The organism is Komagataeibacter oboediens (genome assembly GCF_018491655.1).
Taxonomy (GTDB): Bacteria; Pseudomonadota; Alphaproteobacteria; order Acetobacterales; family Acetobacteraceae; genus Komagataeibacter; species Komagataeibacter oboediens.
In genome coordinates, this window is record NZ_JABLUU010000012.1 from 1 (window position 1) to 19,915 (window position 19,915).

Consider the following 19,915-nt stretch of genomic DNA (forward strand, 5'->3'; position numbering starts at 1 on the left):
TGCGATGTAGTGCCACAGCACCGACCGTTTTTCCTGCTAGGCTAGGATCACGGTGCTCGGTAAGGATGCGTTTGTCGCCACAGCCTGAGACGTCGTCGGTCGCAAGGTCAGCAAGTCTCGTCTATTTGGCGACATCTGGGAAACCGCTCAGACATCCATCGCCTTGCCGATCGCCCCGATGCTCCTGCGATCGCTATGTGGCCAGGGACCGGCATGATCCGGACCTGCGCCGCAAGGCGCTCACAGTCATCACCGCAAAGATGGGACGCGTTGTGCACGCGATCATTAAACGCGGTGACGATTACCGGCCCTTCGTTGAGGGGCCGGTTCCTGGTGGAGGAACCCCTCTCACTCAGCGCTGAGAGGGCACGTCAGCGACCTTGTAGACAATGTTTGGGTCTCTCCATCTGGGTTATCGCATCCCATCTTCAGGACGGTTAGAGCCACGGCGCCATCACGCCGCTCTGGACTCTGTGTTTGCTATGGCAGGGAGCACCTTTATTTTGCGTTGGAGACCGTCTGATTTTTGCTTGCAGTATTCTTCAACGACAGTGCAAACTGCCGGTGGAGGCGTGTTGCCAAATCGACCGAATGCTTCCCAATATAGGACGTAGCACATTGCATTATAACCGGTGTACGTACCGTATTCTGCGCAAGGAGAATTATAACATACTATTAAAATTAATTACAAATACAACATTAAGTAATAAATTTCCAAAAAAAATAATCGAATTTTATTGATCTATCGACCCCGGCTGTTCGATGATGATCCGCATACCCCATGTTTTTCCACCGTCAGCAGTTGTCAGCACAACCTGATAGGTTCCATTATTGGGGATTATAATATGATCGAGTGGCGTGTCTGTTGATGGCCAGATGATATTCCTGTCATCATAATGCTTTAACGACACAGTCATCGGTACAACCGGTGCTGCCGTGATCCCGCTTATGATGGCTGCTTTCTGAATATCTTTAGGCAGCAAGGTTTCGATCGCCCTGATATCGATATCGCCGCCACGGTTCGAAGGCAGGCTCAGGATAGCGGAAATGCAGGTTTCGTATTCCTTGTAGCTCTCACTTGTGCAAGGTGTCTGGACGGTCACGCTTGTCGGAGTTCCATCGGGAAGCTTGATGTCTGTCGCATACGCATGGCCAGTCAGCAGGAGTGCTGGAACAAGGGCGAAAAAGCTTTTACGCATAGTACGGGACACCTTACGGGAAATTTGGATAACGTTCACAATCCCACTTTGATTACTCTAAATTGCCTCTGATGCACAGGATGTGATGGCAATGTGTCGAATGGTTAACACATTATTTTATAATCACACATATCCCGTGAAAATAGCTTTCATGTGCTGTGCAGGTGGCTGAAATAGGCAATGCGATCACAATCATATTCACGTTCCCTGTATCTGACATATTTTGTATTCTTCGGTTTGGTGCTTCTGCTGTCCAATGGAGCGAGGCTCTTCCCTCCAAAAACTGGCAACATATGGGTGCACAGAGTCGAACCCGTAAGCATGGGTGCATATAAATTGAGCATAATTGCCATTAATTTTAATAATGTCATAACAATATGGCAACCAGAGCATCGCCTTGGACACCCGGCCAATTATTAAAAGTATGTATGAAATGATGGTGATCGTGATTATCGCCATTGCCAGACAAAAAACAATGTAGTTACAATTTAATAAAATCGCGTGTTATCATGATAGAATGCAATCAGGTCAGTTTATGAAGTCAGGTACCCAACCGTTACCAAGAAAAAACAGTTAAAATGAAATATAATACGTTATATTAAAAGATACAGAGTTTTATTGTTATGAAAAAGTTTACGGTGGTGCCGCTCATTTTCTTGTTGAGTGGATGTTATGGTGTCGGATCTCAAAGACTCGATCGTGATCAACTTGATTATTCTCAGGCGCTGATTGGCTCTTCCAAACAACAGACACTCCTTAATGTGGTCCGTTTAAGATATGCCGACACCCCGGGCTTTCTGGATACGACCCAGCTGATTTCCGGCTACCAGTTGCAGCGCAATATTTCCATTGGGGTTGGCTCAGACTCAAATCCGATCAGGCCAGCGGGGGCTATCGGGGCGCAGATACAGGAAAGTCCGACTTTTACTTTCCAACCCGTTACGGGAGATGCCTATGCGCAAAGTTTCCTGCGCCCGCTTCCTCCCGGTAGCCTGCTTCCCCTGGCCATGGGGGGGTTGCCCATAGATATTTTATTTCGTTTATCGGTCCAGTCGGTTAATCTTATCAATAACGCAGGCGCCATAGGGGGCGATGTCGGGAGAGGTTCGCCTGAATTTTTCGAACTCATCTATGATCTCCGCCGGTTGCAGATTGCAGGCCTTTTAGGCATACAACTAGAACATAGCGAGGAAATACCGGGAAAAACTCCGGCTTTTGATCGCGTATTTCTTACGGTATCATCGACTACAGATCCTCTTCTGGCCGAAGTGGTCAAGTCAACGCGGCGTTTTTTCGAGATGGGCCCAAAAGACGAGCGTGTGGAAGTCGTATATGGGGCAGGAAAACCGCAACATGGCCAGATCAGGCTACTTACCCGTACAATGCTTGGCGTTCTAGGACAGATTGCTTATCAGATCGACGTTCCGCAGGAAGATATTGATTCGGGGCGCACTCTTCCCAAAATCATTCTGGTAGGGCGCAATACAAAACCGACGGTTTTTGTTCATGTCAGCAATGAACAGCCGCATCTTTCTTTTGTGTCAATAAAATATAATAATAAATTCTACTATATATCAGATACCGATTTTCCCAGTAAGCTTGGATTTACAATGTTGCAGATTCTGATGGAGCTTTCAAAGACCACCAAAAATCCGGGTGCCGTGCTGACCATACCGGTGAATGGGTGAATGTCGTCAGCTTATGGATTGAAATATCAGGAGATGATTTGAAAATAACCTGTTGAGTAGTCACAGGCGGAATGCATCACATTCCCTCTCTCCAAAATGCTCATACCTGTTGACGGGACGTGTGGATGCACTAACTGGATTCCGATCAGGCCCGCACCAATAGTTATGGCGATGAGGATAACGAAGAGGAAGAATGTGGCTGCCTTTTCGTATTGGCAGATAGCGGCAGCGCGCCATTCCTTGCGCCTTGTCCACAGGGTTTCGACCAGATGCCGGTGTCAGTAAGCCCATTTGAGACAGGCGAACTCAGGATCATTCTTTCTTGGCAGCATGGCATTGCGACATCTGCGGTTCCAGGGATCTTTACGGGATTTGTGCTAGATATACCCACGATCACAGGCAACGTAGGGAGGTAAACGCAGCAGACGTCGCGCGGATTATAAATGTGATGACAGTTCGTGTGCCTGTCCGGGGACGGTGTGAATGATAGTGTTCTGCCATGCCGCATCTGCGCCGATGCACACCCAGATGCCAAAGCTGCCACGTGAGTGGCCAGGAAACCTAACGATCCCTATGGCGTCCATTGTATCCCTGTTTTTGGAGCGGTTTCGGCTGCCTTGTGATGGGTACGGATCGGCGCCCAATCGAGAAAGACCCTGCAGAGGGGCTGATCCCTGTCTCTGAGTCTTTTTAAAGAGGTGCTGCCACACGTGGAGCCTCGACCATCGGATAAACAATTGTGCGGCGGTTAACCAGGGACCCAACAGTAGCTGGCAGGGCACGCCACTTTGCGCCGTTTGTATGCCATCAGAAGGTCACGGAAATCTTCCGCCGAAGGTTCTTCGGCGGGGTCTTGCCCCTCGGATAGACTTTCTTGATTAAAGAGATCCAGACAGACTGCATCGTGCTAATAATAAACAGCTGTACGTTTCATTCCGAAGTTAAAGTACTAAATGATTGTATCATAATATAATTAAATTAAAAATCTTCAAACATTAGTTGCTATCAAGGGGGGTGATTTTCATATGCCTGAATTCTGTCATGCCATTTTCGGAAAAGGCTATGACACGATCAGCCCTGGCAGGTGGGAAGATAAGGTCCGTTATGACGACAGAACCGTTTCGGGAAAGAATTTCAATAGAATTGCGGTCAACAATAACATGTAAAGAAATGTCCCCTGTCTGCGAAGGCATATTGACGATATGTTCATGACTGAATTTTGGTGAGAAATCAGTCAGGCCCGAACGTGACCGGTCGACGGTCAACATATGCTTTTTCATATCGTAAGCAATATTAGTGCCGGTATGGCCATCGGGTGTGGCTCGCACGACTATTCCGGCACGATCCGCGTTTTGCATGTGCATGCTCATGTCAATATCCAGAACCTGACCATGCACACGGTCAGGTAGCAGATGGTCTCCCGAGAATACCTGCAACCCGTCGAAAGATAGCGTCGGTCGGGCCGCAACCAACGCAGTGTAATGGCTTTCGGGGGTCAGGCAAAGCTGGGGGGTGCCATCAATTGTTCGCAGGGTCATGGTCATGGGCAGGGTCATCTGGCCTTTCCATGGCGATGTCGGTACCTGGGAGGCATAGTCCCAGTTACTCATCCAGCCGATGGTAACAGGTGTGTTTTCAGGCAGGCCAGCAAACGGGATTGCGGCATAATGGTCCGCCCCGTGATCGAGCCAGTCATATGCTGCCGGGTCTGATCCATCGGGCGGCAGTCTGTCCGGGTGGAATGCCGTGCCATCGAAGGACCCAACGAAATAGATGCTGCCCGATCCGCCCGCGATGCTCCATGGATTGATCCCCAGCATCAGGACCCATTTCTGCTGTGCCGGATTCCCGTCCAGGGGCAGGGGAAATAGCGATGGCATTTCCCATAACATTCCCGGGCGAATAAAGCCGGCCGGACCGAAATCGCTGAGGAATGTCCAGTCCGTCAGGTTGGCCGATTTGTATAGTTTGACGACCGGTGCATTTGCAACGACCGTTGCCATGACCCAGTAACCGCCGGGCGCGTACCAGAACACGCCGGGGTCACGAAAGTGAAGTGAATCCGGTGATAACGTCAGGACAGGGTCTTTCTTATAGGGTTTCCATGTCTGGCCATTGTCAAGACTGTATGCAAGGGACTGCGCCTGCACGCCGGGTTCCCTGGACGCGTTTTTCTTGAAGACACTGGTGTACAGTGCCACCAGCGGCGGATTGTTTGCCGTGCCCAGCCCGGACGTATTATGGGGGTCCGCCACGACTGTTCCGGAAAAAATGTCTTTTGTCTCATTGGACGGAAGCGCGACATCATGTTCATGCCAATGCAGCAGGTCCGTGCTGGTCGCATATCCCCAGGACATATTCCCCCATTCGGAGGCTACAGGATTGTACTGATAGAAAAGATGATAGACTCCCTTGTAAAAAAAAGGGCCATTGGGATCATTCATCCAGTTACGTTGGGGCGTATAATGCAACAGCGGGCGCCACTGTGGGGTGGCGACCTGTAATGGCGCGGTCTGTTGCATGTCGGCTGCCTGCGCCGTCGCCAGCGCAGGCAGGTTGGTCGATAATACCAGCAATACAGCCCACCGTATCATTTCTGCCCGCATTTTATTGATGGCTCCCCCTCAGGAATGTGGGCATCATATGAACAACTGCCGCATTATTGCTGCTGTACGAACGAGGCAAGTGATATACTGGCATTGGGCGATCTTCCGGACTGCAGCAGGTCACGCACAAACCCCTGCCAGTCCAGATCATACCGGTTTGCCGGGATATTGCCATATCCACCCAGCCCGTTCTGACCATATGACAGGTCGATCTGGGTCGTTGCATCACTGATCTGGATCTTCACGGTGGGCGCCAGTGCCCCGCCACGCCGGCCTTCTACCGTGTCGATAAACGATTCAACCAGACCATTAGGCATCACATAATGCGAATACGCCTGAAATGCACGTGGGTTCTGCTGTGGATCGGGATCAAAATCCGAACCCGCTGCGGTATTGAGGTCGGTGGGATTGCCCAGCGCCAGACCGCTGCCCCAGTTCAGCGGTTCGAAATCGCTTCTCAGGCCATTGCCGACAAAACCATAAACCCCATCTGGTCCATCAATGCCTGCTGCGAAGGTTGAGCGATGACTGATGGTGAACAGATAGTATTTCCCATCCTTGATATAGACCTGAGGCCGTTCCGTCTGGTCGTTGACACAGTTCGCGGAAATAAGGGGCGGCAGGAAACGCCATTGCGTCAGGGAACTGTCGGTGGATACAGCCAGGCCGATATTGGCTTTCTGGTATGTCGCTCCCGAATTCTGTACGGTATCCAGATCTTCGGCATTGGGGTCACCCGCCTGATAACCCAGGTCGGCTGCCGTGCAGTCCTTTGCGCCGCGTTCGCCCGCCGTGTTGCCTTCGAATACCATGAATGTCTGCCCGGGGTTCTGCGGATCCTCGAACGTGAAGGGATCACGGAAAGAGTAGAATTCATTCTGCTGCCCGGTCTGGTAATAGGTTCCATCAGGCTGCAGCAGCCCGGTATGGTTATTGAACCCGGTAAACCAGACATGGTTCAGGTCTGCATGGATCCTGCCGTTCGTCTTGGAAATGATCGCAACGGGGGGCGCAATGTTCGCCCCCTCCGCCGTGCGGTTGAAGCCAAGTGCGGTATAAAACACCGCTACTTCGTTTCCGTCCGTTTTCAGCAGGCGCGTCGATCCTGACCATTCGGCATTGTTGGTCAGCGGGGTGGAACCGAACACCTTGACGCTGGCCCCATCGGGGAACAGGTGACCGCCATATATCCACCCCCCGTTACGTGGCCGCGCCGAAGCGGGGATGCCCGCACGACGGTAGAAATAACTGATACGCGCATGCACGTGCCGGTCATCAAAGGTATATCCGGCATTGGGGTCAGCCGTCAGCGCGAAAATGACTTCCCATCCATTATAGCTGAACTGGTTGGCGTGGGCATCGATCAATGTCCATGTATCCCATAGCCATACATCCGGGTTCGTCTGGGGAAAGTCGGCAGGAATATCGGGCATTGTCACGCTGGTCGGCATGGAATTCGCCCCTACGGCAACATTCGGGTCGGATCGGGCCTTGATCTGCCGTGCATCCGCACGTGTCCATCGGGAGGTGAACGTGTCGAACGGGCTATAGACCTGTTGTGTATGGGTGGTAGGCGCCGGAAAACCGGGCACCGGGGTGACTGCGGTCTGCGCGTGCGCCGTGACAAGGGGGACACTGCCCGTAATGGCACAGGCAAGGACCAGTCTGATGGCGGTTCCATACACTTTTCGGCCAGAATGACCGTTGCCGATTATTCTGGAGACATCCTGATTGGAAATTTCCATTTCTACGTACTCCGGCATAGGATGATCCCGCACTTCAGACGCCGTGCCGAAGTATACGGGTTATGGACTCGACGTCATTACTTGTTCCGTATCGTTGTCGCTGTCTGTTTCAGGGCATGAACACACGATCATGACTGTCGCGTCTATTTTCGTTGTATTTGAGAATCATGTCGTCATATTTTGATAAATACAGGCATGACATCTCGTGTCTCGAACGGCAGGCTCATGAACAGGTTGCCCGGACAGGAAAATATTTTAACGCATTTTTAATACAGGCCATAAGAACAGCCATACGTTTTTATTTTCCTTCGGGAATGTCCCATTCCAGTACCCGGACGGGGGCTGCAGCGTTATCCGCAGGCGCCTTCATGATGATCGCATGACGGAAGGCACGTGCGCCAGACCCGTCCTGCGCGGCGGATTCAATACTGACCACCTGCTCGGCCCGGGCCATTCCTCCAGTGGGGAAAGTGTATCCGGCATTTATCACGGCCTGACGCACCACCGGGTCAGCGTGTTCCACGACCGGGTCGTCATCCCAGTATATGCTCATATGTGGTATGAGGCGGGCCGCGATCACGGGTGTCATGCCCAGCACCAGGCGCAGTTCCCCCACACTCTGGAACGGTGCGCCCGGTGGTCCGTAGGGCAGGCCGGCTGCGGCATAGGCGGCCGGTCCGCCGGGTAGTACGATGCTGTCCGATGATGCAGGGAAGCGCCATGCACGGATATTGAGGGTCAGTGCCTGTGCTTCGTGCATGTCCAACCCTGTTGCCCGTAACAGCGCCAGCAGTAGCCCGGTTGAGGCAATGTTGGGATTGATCTTTCCCGCTTCACTGGTGATCCGCAGATCCAGCCGCGTGTTCCCGTGCCGGATCAGGTGGTCGGTTCCATCCGCCCCCCAGTGCCCGGCCGAGGTATCAAGCAGGTGGAACGCCGCTTCCCATATCCCTCCGTCAGCTTCCTGCTGCAGGCGGGCATGAAGACGTAGCAGATCGGTCGTACGCATTTGCCCCCGCCCTGCGGATGCGATGGCAAATGCCAGGAATGACAGCAGGACCACCGCCCACAATACGATCAGCAGTGCGAAGCCACCATCGGTCGTGGTTCGTATACGTGGTGGCGGTGTCTTCACGGCCCCAGCCCGACGCCACGGCGGATACGGGCCTGCGGGTCGGCACTGCCGGTGGACCGCATGGTCGTCAGTTCATCAGGCACGCCGGCCGCATTGGGCAATGTATCGCGCAGGTCAGCGGTCAGCGCCTGTGCGTCCCGCTGGTCATGCATGACGTGGGGGGTGATGAGAACCAGCAGTTCCGTGCGCTGGCGGTTATTGCTCTGGTCGCCTGCCAGTATGCCCAGCACCGGGATATCTTTCAGCCATGGAATGCCGCTGTTGTTGCGCGAAGATGTATCGGTGATCAATCCGGCCAGCCCCAGTGTCTGCCCGTCCTGTATCACCACGCGGGACGTGACGGAGCGGTCATTGAAGGTCGGGTTGACCGTGCTGGATGATGTGGAACTGACCGAGCTGACTTCCTGCGAGATGTCCAGCGTCACCAGTCCGCCGTTATTGACCCGTGGCGTCACCTGCATGATGACCCCGGTGGGCTGGTACGTGAACTGGTTGTAGATCGAGGTCCCGATCGTGCTGGACTGTGATCCCGTCTGGATCGGAACAAGCTGCCCCACCTGCAGGCGTGCTGGCTGGTTGTCCAGAACCATGATCTGGGGCGAGGACAGGACATGCACCTTCGTCACATTCTGCAGCGCATCCAGGGCGATGGGCGCCCCGCCGCTGCCACTTGCGCTGCCGATGATGAAACCGGGCAGGGTATGACTGAACGCGGCGGAAGCCAGCTTGCCGGTGGTAATGGTCTGGCTGTTGCTGCTCAGCACGCCGTTGATGCCACCTGACTTGAAAAAGAACTGCGTGCCGTAGCGCAGGGCGTCATTCAGTTGCACTTCGGCAATCACGGCATCGATGCGTACCTGCACGGGAAGGATGTCCACCTTGCGCAGCATGTCTTCAATCGTGTCGTTTTCCTGATCGGTGGCATAGATCAGCAGCGCGTTATGCTGGGGGCTGGGGATGATCCGCATGCCCCGGGCCCGACCGTTTCCCCCGGCGGTATTGTCAAGGCCGCCCAGCAACGGATTGGCGTTCGCAGGCTGCGTGCCGCCTGCCGCACCGACCTGTGCCCCGGGCTGCGTGATACCAGACATCATGCCTGTGCCGCCGGCCAGTCCGGTTCCGCCACCCAGCGTACTGCCGGACTGCATGCCCCCCAGTCCGGACAGGCCACCACCACCCGTCATGCCTGTGGTGGCCTGCTGGCCCGCACCGGGAATATTTGCCTGTGGTGGCTGGGTAGGCTGGGCCGTCACGTCATCAGGGGTGAAGGCCTGCTGCAGGATATAGGCCGCGTCATTGGCATTGGTATTCTGGATATAATAGACGTGCCACGTACGCATTGTCGTCCGCCGGGTGCGTTCCAGCAGATCGAATAGCCGGCGCGTATCGGCAATGTACCGGGCGGAACTGGCGACAACCAGCACGGCATCCACGCGCGACATCGCAATGACCCGTACCACCTGCGCCAGTGCGCCGCCATGTCCGCGCAGGGCTTCCTGCAACGCCGTGGCCATGTCGCGCGCTGCCCCGGAAGAGACGGGCAGAAGGGCATAGGACTGTCCCGCCAGCATATCGACATCGAAGGCATGGACAAGATCCACGATCGTATTGCGCGTGACGGGATCACCGGCGACAAGCAGCGCATTCGCCCCGCTGGCCGCGGTGACATGGCCGCTGCCCTGCACGAAGGGCTGCAGCGCCTTGGCAAGGTCTTCCGCCCCGGCATAGCGCAGTGGCACCATGATGCTGCCCGCCATTGCCGGATCTTCCGCCAGCCCCACCGGGCTGCCGCCTGCGGCACCCGCACCGGCAGCCGTGCCCGCAGGCCTGGCGGCACCGGGCGTTACCCGGTACAGATCGCCTACCCGGTCCAGGGTCGCCCCCACTTCCGACAGGAGCATCTGCAGGACAGGCAGCATTTCCCTGCTCAGCAGCGGTGTTGCGGTATGGAGTGTCACCGTGCCTGTTACCGCTGGATCGATCGTGTAATTGACGTGCAGCACATTGCCCAATATCTGCGCCACGACATCACGGATATCCGTATCGGCAAAATCCAGCGTCACGGTTCCTGATGGAGTTGTCTGCACCCCGTGGGCCAGATGGGGAACGGTATCACGGCCATAGCTGACCTGTGCGGTCATGGGGTGATCGGTCGATCCGACCGGCCCGTTTACCGGGGGCTCGGCCCCGCCATGCAGCAACTGGGGACCGGGCAATGGTGATACCCTGGGTGGCGCGCCCGTATCGCATCCTGTCATGGACATGCACGCCAGCAGGGCGGCACACCACCCGGACAGGGTGGCGAAGCGGGCAGGGGTAACGGAAAATGGATTCATGGATGCGACCGGGCCGGAGGGGGCGGGGGAACGGGAAGGCGTGCTTCAGGGATTGTAATGGCATCATCCGGACCGGCAGACGCATCGTCGCCCTGCTGGCTGCCCGGTGGGGCGCGTTTGCCGCCACCCCGTTCCCGATCGGGGCGCAGTTCCGTCATGCCGTGACTGCCGTCCACCCCCACGGTTTCTGGTCCGATCCGGCGTATGTGCCATGGTCCGATCACGTCCCCCTCGCGCGCCAGTATGCCGCGACTGCCTGCACCCCGGGAGCTGCCGGGGGCGTGCAGGATGCCCGGTGGTACCGCGCCGCGGGGCAGGGAAAAGATGGCGGTCCTGATGCCGCCCGGTCCGATCACGATGCCACTCAACCGCATGCCTGCCGTGGCCGTGGTGCCGTCATTCGCCGCACGACGGGAGGGGACGAACAGGGGACGCTGGAGGATGGACGGCAGCCCGCCTTCCAGCCGGTCCGTCCCATTCTGCGCAGTTTGCTGCGCCGTGGGCAGTCCCCTGAGGATATCAGGTTGCGCGGGTGGATGGGGGGCGGGGCTGTGGCATTCTTCAACCACAATGCCCGCCAGTACCACACCACAGCAGACCAGCGCCAGCAGTCCGACCGGAACCGGCAGTCGGAGGGGCAGGGAAAGGCGGATCATCGCGCCCCCTTGCGCGGCGTGCCGCCTTCCGGCCTGTAGGCAATGACGGTCATGGCCGTATCCAGCATGGGATTGTCACGCCGCGCCCCCGCGGCAAGATGCAGTTGCAGTTCATCAACCACCATTGCCGGTGTTGCCCGTGCGATGGCATCCAGCAGCCGGACATCCGTTTCAAAGGAAACCGTGGTGGCAATCCGCACGCTGACGCGGTGATAGGCCCCGGACTGCACGACGGGCAGGGTTTCCACACTCGACAGCGTGGCCCCCAGCGCTGTTGCCATGGCCTGCACCCGGTCCTGCAACGCGGCGGCAGTGACCGTGTCGTTGGCCCCGTTGAGGAAAAACGACGGGCCGGGCCGGGATGTCGCAGCCCGCTGGCGCAGGGCAGGCAGGGCGGCCGCCAGTTCGGTCATGCGCGCAGTCATTGCGGCGCGCATGTTTAGTGCTTCGGCCCGTTGATGGTACCAGCCCATCAGTGGCAGCGCGATGCCATTCCATATTACCAGAATGACAATCCCTGCCATGGCGCATGCCAGTATCCTGCCAGACCGCCCTTCGGGCAGGATGCCCTGTGTCATGGTGGGAGGGGGCTGGGACACCATCAGCGCTTTCCCACCGTGGCCTGTATGGAAAACTGGCTGTAGCCCCGGTCACTGGACCGGGTGACGGGGGCTGCGAAGGAAGGCGCCATAAAAACCGGGTCGGCGTTCATCGCCTGTATGACCGCAGTCGTTGCATGTGACTGGCCGCTTATCAGCAGTCGCCCCTGCTGCAGGGACAGGTCGGTCAGGTAGGTATCATCGGACAGCGCAGTGGTCAGGGCGCCAAGTATGACAAGGGGATTGCCCAGTCGCTGCTGTTCGGCGCGTATAAGGTTCCGTCCCGCAGCCTCGCCCTGTATGTCCTGTCTGATCCGGGTTGCGGCCAGTGCGGGGGCACGCACACTGGCCATGCGGCGGTCCAGCCGTGCGTAAGCCACGGACTGCAATGCAAAGGGCAGGACCAGGGCCACGACCGCCAGCCCCCCGCATATCGCCGCCGCCCCGGTAAGCAGGTGCCGGGCACGACGCTGCGCCATTGACCTCCGCTGTGTCAGTGAAAGGTGCAGCGGGCCTGGCCCGGGCCGGAGAATTTCCAGCGCCAGTGGCTCCATGCCGGCACTGCGCAGGACAGGCAGCAGCCCGCCCAGTGCTGCGGTCGGCACAAGGGAAAGACATACATGCAGCCGTCCCGCCGCCATGTCCCGCCGCATGATCCGCGCACCGAAGACAACATCCGCAGCGGCAAAGGGCGTCAGACGGTCCATTTCGTAAACCAGAACGTGGTCAAGTGAGTGTTCCGCGGCTGTTGGCAGGATCACTTCACGTTCCAGCAGCATTGTGGGATTGGGCCGCAGGATGACTTCCCTGCGGCCATGGGTGGCCACGATCGCCGTCAGCGCGTCGTGCAGGGTGGACTGATCGGCCGCAGGTATGCCCCCGCCATCCACCTGCGGCGCAGGGCCAGGCAGGGACACGGCCGTTCCATCCGGCAGGCGCAGCATGACCCCATCGGGCAGGTAGTCGATCATGTAGCCATCGAATGCACGGCTTTCACGTATAAGCCACGCAGGAAGCAGATCGTGCATCTGTCGTAACCACCAGTCCCGGACGTCGCGTATTTTCATGGTCAGGGAAACTCTCGCATCCATGGTGTGTTCCGGGTGTCGGGGAACGTATCGGCCAGTATGGCGATGACGTTTCACCGCCCCGTCTGTGCCGCGGCAAACAGGCGGGCTGCCGATTGCATGACCTGCAACTGATAGGCCCGGTTCAGGTCGGGAGTATGGGAATGGTAATTGCCGACAGCCCGAAGCAGACCGTCATGCGTGGCATCCATCTGGGTGCGCATGATCGCCCCCGCCGCCGCAATGTTGTAGCAGGCGTCATCACGCAACCGGTGATAGACCGTGGCCATGGGTGTGCCGGTATAACGGACCAGTGGACCAAGCCACGCCGTATTGACCTGCATGACCCCCAGATCACGGGTGCCGTTGGTATTGGGGTGTTCCAGACCGGGATAACCGCCCTCCACCGCCTGGATTGCGGGCAGTACGCGCGGCGGCAGATGATAGAGCGATGCGACAAGCGCCATGCAGGCCAGATACGGAATTCCCATCGTTCTCCCACACCTTCTGACCGTGGCGCCGTGCCATGCGGCGGGACAGCCCCGCGCGATCATTTGCAAAACGCAAGAAAAGAACGGCGGTTTATTTCAGGGAAAAGAAAAAAAACTGCCCGTTTCATAGGGTTCCACAAAAAACGCGACGAAAAAGGATTCACGTTAATCGAACTGCTGGTCGTTATCGCAATCCTTGGCCTGCTGATCGGACTGGTCGCCCCGGCGGCCCTGCGCCAGCTGGGTGGGGCGCGTACCTCCGTCGCCCGGCAGTCAATCGAACGGATGGGGCAGATCCTTGACCTGTATAAACTTGATGTCGGATCCTATCCCTCCACCGATGAAGGGCTGCAGGCCCTTGTGACCCGCCCCGCTGATGCCGAGACGTGGAATGGTCCTTATGTAAAGGACAGTCGCCCGTTACTCGATCCGTGGAACCATCCCTATATCTATCGCAATCCTTCCGATCGTCCCGACCATGATTATGATCTGTGCTCGGCCGGACCGGCTGGCCATGGGGATGATCCCGCCCACCAGATATGCAACCCCTAGAAGGGAAATGCGCGGATGGATGGAACGCTTCTCATCGCGCTGCTGGCCGCCCCTTTTGCGGGATCATTCCTTGGTGTCCTGATCCGGCGCCTGCCGGTCGGTCAGCCGGTTGTATTGTCCCGCTCCGCCTGTGAGCACTGCGGATCGCGGCTGATGGCCCGCGATCTGGTGCCGTTACTGAGTTATGCCGGGACACGTGGGCGGTGCCGGTACTGCCGTGCGGCCATCGGCCGGTTCCATCCCCTTGTCGAACTGCTGGCGCTGGGGGCGGCTGTTATCGTGGCCTGTGCTGGATACATGCGTTTTTCCACACCGGCCCCGGTATGGATATGGAGCGGATGCGCGCTGGGCTGGACCCTTCTTGCGCTGGGCTGGATTGACCTGAAAACCCAGCGTCTGCCCGATGCGTTGACCCTGCCGTTGCTGCTGGGGGGATTGCTGTCGTGTCGCCTGCTGTCGCCTGCGGTCGTGCCCGAACATACGGTTGCAGCGGCAGCGGGGTACGGCGGTTTTCGTCTGATCGCGCTGACTTACCGCCGCCTGCGTGGGTATGAGGGGCTGGGCATGGGGGATGCAAAGCTGCTGGCGGCGGCCGGGGCGTGGACGGGTCTGGGCTCCCTGCCTTTCGTTGTCACGGGGGCCGCCATCGTGACGTTGGTTGCAACGGGTGTGGCATATACCGGCCTGTCCCTGCGCAGGCAGATGGAGGTTGCGCCAGCGCACAGCGAACGCGGGCATGTAACAGCCATCCGCATCCCGTTCGGGCCGGGACTGGGTCTGATGATGTGGCTTGTGTTCCTTTCGGGTGTGGGGGGCGGCGCGTCATGATGATGGAACCGCACGGGGATGCCGGTCCCGCACCGGTGATGGTGACGGAGGGGCCACCTGCACCCGGGACAGTGGACGCACGCCTGCTGCAGCTTCTGGTCCGGACGGGGCGGTGTGATTCGCGCACGCTCGATCGCGCACGCCGGGCGGCGGCGGATATGGGGGGGCGGATTGATATCGCGCTTCTGCGGCTTGGGCTGATTTCGGAACGGGGGCTGGCGGAAGCCTATGCCGAACTGCTGGGAATACCCGTTGTCGGTCCTGACCGGTTTCCTGCTGAACCCATCCTGGCCGACAGGTTGCAGCCTCGTTTCCTGCGTGATGTCCACGCGCTGCCGATCGCCCGCACGGAGCATACGCTTGTCGTTGCGCTGACTGATCCGCTGGACCATTTTGCCGCGGCCGCCATCACGGCCGCCACGGGGCTTGCGGTGACACCCGCCATTGCGATTCCTGTCGAGATCGAGGCGGCCTTCGAACGTCTCTATCCCCCGTCCGATGTGGCGGAGGGGGAAGAAAAATCAGATACGCCGTTTGAGGAAGATACGGAACGCCTGCGCGACATGGCATCCGAAGCGCCGGTTATCCGGCTTGTCAACCAGATCATCTTCCGCGCGGTCGAAAACCGGGCATCCGATATTCATATCGAACCCTTCGAGGATCGCCTGCGCATACGCTATCGCTATGATGGCATATTGCATGAAGTCGAAAGCCCGCCAGTGTCACTGACCGCGGCTGTCATCTCACGTATCAAGATCATGGCGCGGCTGGATATTGCCGAACGCCGTCTGCCGCAGGATGGCCGCATCCGGCTGCCCATCCGGGGGCATGAGGTCGATTTCCGTGTCTCCACCATTCCTTCCCTGCATGGTGAGACGGTGGTGCTCCGCGTTCTGGACCGCTCGGCTGTCACTTTTGATTATGCTGCCCTGGGCATTGCGCCCGCCGTCGTTGCCTGCCTGACCCGGACGCTGACGCTGCCCAATGGCATGGTGCTGGTGACGGGGCCGACCGGATCGGGAAAAACCACGACCCTTTATTCCGGTCTGCTGACCCTGAATACGGTTGATCGCAATGTGGTCACCGTCGAAGACCCGATTGAATTCCAGTTGCCCGGCATCAGCCAGATTCAGGTCAAGCCACAGATCGGCCTGAATTTTGCGACATTGCTGCGTGCCATCCTGCGACAGGACCCGGATGTGGTGATGGTGGGTGAAATCCGGGACGTGGAAACTGCCCAGATTGCGGTTCAGGCCGCCTTGACCGGACATCTGGTCCTGTCCACGCTGCATACGAACTCTGCCGCCGCCGCCATTGTGCGCCTGCGCGACATGGGGGTGGAAGATTATCTGCTGACAGCCGTGCTGCGTGGGGTCATGGCGCAACGGCTGGTGCGGCGGCTGTGCGGGGCATGCCGCCAGCCCCGGCCGGCATCGTCCGAACTGATTGCCCGTTTCGGACTGGCGGAACGCAGCGGCGGGCAGGCCGTCACCCTGTTTCAACCCGTGGGTTGCCCCCGTTGCCGTCACACCGGCTACGCCGGGCGTCTGGCCATTACGGAATTCCTGATGCCTGATGAGGCGGTTACGCATCTGGTCTTCACCGGTGGCGACCACGCAGCCATTGAACGTGCGGCGATTGCGGGCGGCATGGTGCCAATGTTCGAAGCGGGGCTGAACGCCGCCCTTGCAGGCCAGACCACGATCGAGGAAGTCACCCGCAGCATACGGGCGGAACAGCCATGAGCCAGCCTTCACCCGCCAGCCATACATTCCGCTTTTCGGCCCTTACGCCCGATGGGCAGACCATACGGGGCATGGTCAGTGCCGGTAGCGAGGCCGAAGCCGTCGCATGGATACGACGGCAGGGCAATCTCCCGCTTCGGGCTGAACCGGGGGGTATGGGGATAACCCGGTTTCTGCTGGGGTGGCTACCGTCGGGAAAACTCCGTTTTGCCGGTCGCCGTCATGGCCTGCGGCGGGCGGAGGTCACGCACATGACGCGGGAGCTTTCCGTCATGCTGGCGGCTGGACAGGATCTGGACCGGGCGATGCGGTTTCTGGTCGAAACGGCGGGCGGGTCACGTATGCGCGCGGTGCTGGAGCGTATCCGCGTTGCGCTGCGTGACGGGCGCAGCCTGCATGTGGCGCTGGCTTCATGCCCCGACAGCTTTCCGCCGCTGTATGTCGGGCTGGTGCGTGCGGCCGAAGCGGGGGGCAGCCTGCCTGCCACGCTTGAACATCTGGCGGGCATGATGGAGCGTGAACACGCGCTGGTTGCAACCATCCAGTCCGCCATGATCTATCCCGCCCTGCTGTCGGTCGCAGCCGTTGGGTCCGTCGTTCTGCTTCTGACGCAGGTGCTGCCGCAGTTCGTGCCGTTATTCATGGAAAACGGGGCGACACTGCCGCCTTCCACCCGTCTGTTGATCGGGGCGGGTCACTGGCTGGGGCAATACGGGATCATCATGCTGTTCGGCCTGTTTCTGATCGGCATGGGGGGCAGGTGGATGCTCCGCCAGCCCGGTCCCCGCCTGCGCGCCGACCGGTTATGGCTGCATCTGCCTGTGATTGGCATGTTGTTGCGCGAGACGATTGCCGCGCGCTTTACACGTACGCTGGGTACCCTGCTGACCAACGGCGTGCCCCTGCTGGCGGCGCTGGGCATTGTACGTGACGTGATTGGCAACCGGGCCGTGCTGGGGGCAGTGGAGCAGGCAACGGATACCGCCCGGAGCGGTGGCGTGCTGTCGCGTTCGCTGGGCGCATCGGGGCTGTTTCCATCGCGCACCATCCATCTGATCCGGCTGGGGGAAGATACGGCGCAGCTTGGTCCGCTGGCGTTACGGGCCGCTGGCATTCACGAAGAACAGGTGCGCCTGCGGGTACAGCGTCTGGTTGCCCTGCTGGTACCTTTGATTACCATCATCATGGGGGCCATGATTGCCGGTATCGTATCGTCGTTGATGCTGGCCATGCTTGGGCTGAACGACCTTGCGCAGCACTAGCGAAAAACGTGCGGAGGGGTTCACCCTTATTGAAATGATCGTGGTGCTGGCGGTGCTGGGGCTGGTCGGTATGGTGGTCCTGTCCCGTGGGCCCATGCGTTCACCCACGCTGGAACTGCGCGTTGCGGCACAGGGCATGACTGCCGCCATGCGTGATGGACGGATGACCGCGATTGTCATGGCCCGTCCGGTCATCTTCATGACCAATGCCTCACAGAGATGGTATGGCATGGAGGGCAGACCTGACCATACGCTGCCATATGGCGTCATGCTGGCGGATAATGTCACCCTTGTATTTCATCCCGACGGGAGTGTGACGGGCCGCACGATCACGTTGTTCCGGGGGGCGCGGCGGATCACGCTTGCTGCCAATGCCCTGACGGGGAGCGTGACGGTGCGTGAGAACGTTCCATGACGGGGAGGGCGGGGCATGACGCGGGTTTTACCCTGCTGGAGGTCATGGTGGCGTTTGTCATTGCCGCCCTTGCGCTGGGTGTCCTGTTTGATACGGGCACGGGTGGATGGCGCAATGCATGGATCGCCGATCGCGCATCCGAGGCCCTGTCGCGCGCCGAGTCCCATCTGGCGGTTGTGGGGCATGGGCTGGCTGTGGCGGCTACGGTGCAGGAGGGCGATGACGGCCATGGCTTCCGCTGGCAGCTACGCATCGCCCCGGTCCAGAGCGCGGGGCGTCTTACACTTTATTCCGTCGAGGTCAGGGAAACGTGGTCGCGCGGCGAAAGCAGCACGATGCAGGCAGATGAGGATAATCCACGCGTGGTCCTGCTGCGCACGATGCGTATTGGCGGGGCGGCAGGAGGCGGACCATGATCCGTTGCGGCCGATATGAGGGGCCTGTCGCCGATGCTGGCTTTACCCTGCTGGAACTGCTGGTGGTTCTGGTCATATTCGGCGTTCTGCTGGCCACGCTGACGCAGGGAACGTATTTTGGCGTAACGGTGTTCGAACGGCAGCGCCGGTCGATTGGGGAAAGCGAGCGCCTGATCAATCTTGACGGGTTGTTGAGGTCGATGATCGAACAGGCTGATCCCGGCAGCAGTCTGGATACGCGCACGTTGACGGGCACCCATCATGGCATGGTTTTTCGTACCCGCCTGCCTGAGGGGGCGGCGATGACGGCTGCCGATCGTCTGGCGGATGTCCGTCTGAACCGTGAAGGGGACGTACTGCTGTTATCCTGGCTGCCCCATCAACATGTCCTGCCACGTGGATTGCCAGGTGCGCCGCAAAGGGCCGTTCTGCTGTCTCCGGTTTCAGATATGGAAATCAGTTATTTTGCCCATGGGCAGTGGCTGGCGGAATGGGCAACGGATGGACTTCCTGATCTGGTCCGCATCCGTATCGTATTGCCGGATCAGGAAAAGCGGGTATGGCCTGATATCGTTGTTGCGTTGATTCGGTATCCGCGAAATTAATTCAATATACTCAGTATGATCCGTACGTCCTGAGGGTTGGCCTGATTGTGGGATAATGAACTGTCCCGAGTTTACTGGAGAGCGGCTTGCAGATCTGAACAGTAATTGATGATTCGTATGTTTGTGGATGTAGGGTGAATTTGTGAATGATGTGTTCTCGCTGCCTCAAGGCCAGCCGGAGCGGATTGCGCCGTATTTTTCGCTGGCGCTGAGGGGCGGAGATGGATGGCCGTCGGATTGTCGCGGTGCTGACTGAGTTGGGCGGGGGGCTTAAAACGTCGCATGATCGACGCGATACACTTCAAAGCGCACAGGATGGTGGCCCTTCTATCCAAAATGGGGCTTTTCCCCGTCATATAAGCCGAATAAGAGGTGGTTGGGACTGCAAAGCTGTGAGGGCGTATGTATGTTGACGGCCAGGGTCGATCTGGCCGCCTTCAGATGACCGCAGGGCAGGTCAGCAATTTCAAGGGCGGAGATGGTCTTCTGGCTGATACGCGCATCGTTGGCCTGTAAATTTATACCAGAGATGCTTCATGGATCATAAATGTCGTTGTGCCTGGGTCAGTG

The 19,915-nt window shown here is 58.5% G+C and carries 17 protein-coding genes and 1 pseudogene; 9 read left to right on the forward strand and 9 right to left on the reverse strand.

Going from position 1 to position 19,915, the window contains the following annotated elements; genetic code table 11:
• Positions 1-188: 188 nt before the first annotated feature.
• Positions 189-362, forward strand: a pseudogene (locus tag HNO79_RS17505) (IS110 family transposase); the annotation flags it as partial.
• Between the two features lie 372 nt (positions 363-734).
• Here HNO79_RS17505 and HNO79_RS10705 read toward each other — a convergent pair.
• Positions 735-1,199: a hypothetical protein gene (locus HNO79_RS10705; RefSeq protein ID WP_214164510.1), complete on the reverse strand. Its 465-nt coding sequence runs from the start codon at positions 1,197-1,199 to the stop codon at positions 735-737.
• A gap of 623 nt (positions 1,200-1,822) precedes the next feature.
• Between HNO79_RS10705 and HNO79_RS10710 the strand changes: the two genes are divergently transcribed.
• Positions 1,823-2,887, forward strand: a complete 1,065-nt coding sequence (locus tag HNO79_RS10710) for a hypothetical protein (RefSeq protein WP_214164511.1) — start codon at positions 1,823-1,825, stop codon at positions 2,885-2,887.
• A gap of 995 nt (positions 2,888-3,882) precedes the next feature.
• Here the strand turns inward: HNO79_RS10710 and HNO79_RS10715 are convergent.
• The 8 genes from HNO79_RS10715 to HNO79_RS10750 all read right to left on the reverse strand — a co-directional run bounded on the left by HNO79_RS10715 (position 3,883) and on the right by HNO79_RS10750 (position 13,522).
• Positions 3,883-5,409 carry a glycoside hydrolase family 32 protein gene (locus tag HNO79_RS10715; RefSeq protein ID WP_214164512.1) on the reverse strand — a complete coding sequence of 509 codons (1,527 nt, stop codon included), beginning with the start codon at positions 5,407-5,409 and terminating at the stop codon, positions 3,883-3,885.
• Between the two features lie 137 nt (positions 5,410-5,546).
• The gene (locus HNO79_RS10720; RefSeq protein WP_082071134.1) at positions 5,547-7,238 is read right to left on the reverse strand and encodes a glycoside hydrolase family 68 protein; all 1,692 of its coding nucleotides are present in this window, start codon (positions 7,236-7,238) and stop codon (positions 5,547-5,549) included.
• 298 nt (positions 7,239-7,536) lie between these two features.
• The gene (locus tag HNO79_RS10725) at positions 7,537-8,373 is read right to left on the reverse strand and encodes a type II secretion system minor pseudopilin (protein WP_244987511.1); all 837 of its coding nucleotides are present in this window, start codon (positions 8,371-8,373) and stop codon (positions 7,537-7,539) included.
• Positions 8,370-10,709 carry a type II secretion system secretin GspD gene (gene gspD, locus HNO79_RS10730; RefSeq protein WP_214164513.1) on the reverse strand — a complete coding sequence of 780 codons (2,340 nt, stop codon included), beginning with the start codon at positions 10,707-10,709 and terminating at the stop codon, positions 8,370-8,372. The genes HNO79_RS10725 and gspD overlap by 4 nt, the downstream gene beginning before the upstream one ends.
• A complete protein-coding gene (locus HNO79_RS10735) occupies positions 10,706-11,365 on the reverse strand; it encodes a hypothetical protein (protein WP_214164514.1) in 660 nt (219 codons plus the stop codon). The genes gspD and HNO79_RS10735 overlap by 4 nt, the downstream gene beginning before the upstream one ends.
• Positions 11,362-11,967, reverse strand: a complete 606-nt coding sequence (gspM, locus tag HNO79_RS10740; RefSeq protein WP_214164515.1) for a type II secretion system protein GspM — start codon at positions 11,965-11,967, stop codon at positions 11,362-11,364. The genes HNO79_RS10735 and gspM overlap by 4 nt, the downstream gene beginning before the upstream one ends.
• Complete coding sequence (locus HNO79_RS10745) at positions 11,967-12,992, reverse strand: PilN domain-containing protein (RefSeq protein ID WP_200410632.1); 1,026 nt, start codon at positions 12,990-12,992, stop codon at positions 11,967-11,969. The genes gspM and HNO79_RS10745 overlap by 1 nt, the downstream gene beginning before the upstream one ends.
• Before the next feature lie 113 nt (positions 12,993-13,105).
• A complete protein-coding gene (locus HNO79_RS10750; RefSeq protein ID WP_214164516.1) occupies positions 13,106-13,522 on the reverse strand; it encodes a lytic transglycosylase domain-containing protein in 417 nt (138 codons plus the stop codon).
• A gap of 126 nt (positions 13,523-13,648) precedes the next feature.
• On the opposite strand from HNO79_RS10750, the gene gspG reads away from it, so the two are divergent.
• Genes gspG through HNO79_RS10785 form a run of 7 tightly spaced genes read left to right on the forward strand, consistent with a single transcriptional unit; the run spans position 13,649 to position 19,345 of the window.
• Entirely contained in the window at positions 13,649-14,074 is a 426-nt protein-coding gene (gspG, locus tag HNO79_RS10755; RefSeq protein WP_244987519.1) for a type II secretion system major pseudopilin GspG, read from the forward strand.
• Positions 14,075-14,089: 15 nt separating this feature from the next.
• Entirely contained in the window at positions 14,090-14,902 is an 813-nt protein-coding gene (locus tag HNO79_RS10760) for a prepilin peptidase (protein ID WP_214164518.1), read from the forward strand.
• Positions 14,899-16,647 (forward strand): GspE/PulE family protein, encoded by a 1,749-nt coding sequence (locus HNO79_RS10765; protein ID WP_244987512.1) that lies wholly within the window; start codon positions 14,899-14,901, stop codon positions 16,645-16,647. The genes HNO79_RS10760 and HNO79_RS10765 overlap by 4 nt, the downstream gene beginning before the upstream one ends.
• Entirely contained in the window at positions 16,644-17,909 is a 1,266-nt protein-coding gene (locus tag HNO79_RS10770; RefSeq protein ID WP_244987513.1) for a type II secretion system F family protein, read from the forward strand. The genes HNO79_RS10765 and HNO79_RS10770 overlap by 4 nt, the downstream gene beginning before the upstream one ends.
• Entirely contained in the window at positions 17,896-18,324 is a 429-nt protein-coding gene (locus HNO79_RS10775; protein ID WP_214164519.1) for a prepilin-type N-terminal cleavage/methylation domain-containing protein, read from the forward strand. Before HNO79_RS10770 ends, HNO79_RS10775 begins: the two co-directional genes overlap by 14 nt.
• Positions 18,321-18,740: a PulJ/GspJ family protein gene (locus tag HNO79_RS10780; protein ID WP_214164520.1), complete on the forward strand. Its 420-nt coding sequence runs from the start codon at positions 18,321-18,323 to the stop codon at positions 18,738-18,740. Before HNO79_RS10775 ends, HNO79_RS10780 begins: the two co-directional genes overlap by 4 nt.
• Entirely contained in the window at positions 18,737-19,345 is a 609-nt protein-coding gene (locus HNO79_RS10785; protein WP_200410637.1) for a prepilin-type N-terminal cleavage/methylation domain-containing protein, read from the forward strand. Before HNO79_RS10780 ends, HNO79_RS10785 begins: the two co-directional genes overlap by 4 nt.
• Positions 19,346-19,915 lie beyond the last annotated feature (570 nt).

Coding starts and splice junctions, on each gene's coding strand:
- HNO79_RS10705 (WP_214164510.1), bottom strand. CDS start 1,199: ATGCGTAAAAGCTTTTTCGCCCTTGTTCCAGCACTCCTGCTGACTGGC.
- HNO79_RS10710 (WP_214164511.1), top strand. CDS start 1,823: ATGAAAAAGTTTACGGTGGTGCCGCTCATTTTCTTGTTGAGTGGATGT.
- HNO79_RS10715 (WP_214164512.1), bottom strand. CDS start 5,409: ATGCAACAGACCGCGCCATTACAGGTCGCCACCCCACAGTGGCGCCCG.
- HNO79_RS10720 (WP_082071134.1), bottom strand. CDS start 7,238: ATGGAAATTTCCAATCAGGATGTCTCCAGAATAATCGGCAACGGTCAT.
- gspD (WP_214164513.1), bottom strand. CDS start 10,709: ATGAATCCATTTTCCGTTACCCCTGCCCGCTTCGCCACCCTGTCCGGG.
- HNO79_RS10735 (WP_214164514.1), bottom strand. CDS start 11,365: ATGATCCGCCTTTCCCTGCCCCTCCGACTGCCGGTTCCGGTCGGACTG.
- gspM (WP_214164515.1), bottom strand. CDS start 11,967: ATGGTGTCCCAGCCCCCTCCCACCATGACACAGGGCATCCTGCCCGAA.
- HNO79_RS10745 (WP_200410632.1), bottom strand. CDS start 12,992: ATGCACGATCTGCTTCCTGCGTGGCTTATACGTGAAAGCCGTGCATTC.
- HNO79_RS10750 (WP_214164516.1), bottom strand. CDS start 13,522: ATGGGAATTCCGTATCTGGCCTGCATGGCGCTTGTCGCATCGCTCTAT.
- HNO79_RS10760 (WP_214164518.1), top strand. CDS start 14,090: ATGGATGGAACGCTTCTCATCGCGCTGCTGGCCGCCCCTTTTGCGGGA.
- HNO79_RS10765 (WP_244987512.1), top strand. CDS start 14,899: ATGATGATGGAACCGCACGGGGATGCCGGTCCCGCACCGGTGATGGTG.
- HNO79_RS10770 (WP_244987513.1), top strand. CDS start 16,644: ATGAGCCAGCCTTCACCCGCCAGCCATACATTCCGCTTTTCGGCCCTT.
- HNO79_RS10780 (WP_214164520.1), top strand. CDS start 18,321: ATGACGGGGAGGGCGGGGCATGACGCGGGTTTTACCCTGCTGGAGGTC.
- HNO79_RS10785 (WP_200410637.1), top strand. CDS start 18,737: ATGATCCGTTGCGGCCGATATGAGGGGCCTGTCGCCGATGCTGGCTTT.